Origin of the sequence: Actinomadura logoneensis (genome assembly GCF_003428695.1) — a bacterium.
Taxonomy (GTDB): Bacteria; Actinomycetota; Actinomycetes; order Streptosporangiales; family Streptosporangiaceae; genus Spirillospora; species Spirillospora logoneensis.
The window spans coordinates 1-873 of record NZ_QURH01000423.1 but is presented as its reverse complement, the minus strand read 5'-3'; the positions used below and the strand labels follow the sequence as shown (position 1 = coordinate 873).

Genomic DNA, 873 nt, shown 5'->3' with positions numbered 1-873 from the left:
GGCCGCCGCCGCGGGGGCCGCGGTGGCGGCGAGCCCGAGTGCGGACGCCGCCGCCGTGGATCCCAGCATCTGCCGACGCGACAAGACCATGCGATCACCTGCCATCGAGGGGTCGGCCCTCGCCCGCCCGCGCCGCGGCCCCCGCCCGGCGCGACCCGGCGGAGGGCGCGGATCGGTCCGCCCAATCGTTGGAGATCGCCGCGTACCCGGCATCTTCCAGATTGCGGTGACCGGCGCCCGGGGAGACGCTGACTCAGCCCTCTGACAAGGTCTCGCGGACGAGCCGCAGCAGCGGTTCCGGATCGTCCCGCAGGTAGAAGTGGCCGCCCTCGAACAGGCGCGTCCGGAAGCGCGCCGTGGTGTGGGTCCGCCACGCGGCGAGCGCGGCCGGGGGCACGTCGGCGTCGGCGCGTCCGCCGAGCGCGGTGACCGGGACGCCGAGCGGCGGTCCGGGCCGGTGCACGTAGCCGTCGTTGACCGCGAAGTCCGCGCGCAGGACCGGCAGCACCAGCCGCATCAGCCGCTCGTCGGCCAGCACCTCGGGCGGTGTGCCGCCCAGTTCCCGCACCCGGTCGAGCAGCCGGTCGTCGGGGAGCAGGTGCGCGCCGGGGCTCGGCGGCGGCAGGTGCGGCGCGGGCCGGGACGACACGAACAGGTGGACGGGGCCGGGCAGCCCGTCCGCGCGCAGCCGGCGGGCGAACTCGAACGCGGCGAGCGCGCCCATGCTGTGCCCGAACAGCGCGAACGGCCGCCGGAACAGGTCGCCCCGGGACCCCGCGGCGGTGGCGGCGAGCGCGGCGGCCAGCGCCTCGGCGTCGTGGAAGGGCGGCAGGCCGATGCGGGCCTCCCGGCCGGGGAGCTGGACGGCGCGGA

General features: G+C 78.0%; 1 protein-coding gene. It reads right to left on the bottom strand.

Annotated elements, in window-relative coordinates; genetic code table 11:
* Positions 1 to 253: 253 nt before the first annotated feature.
* On the bottom strand, positions 254 to 873 hold a 620-nt coding region (locus tag DZF91_RS23075; RefSeq protein ID WP_147341288.1), incomplete at its 5' end, for a thioesterase II family protein.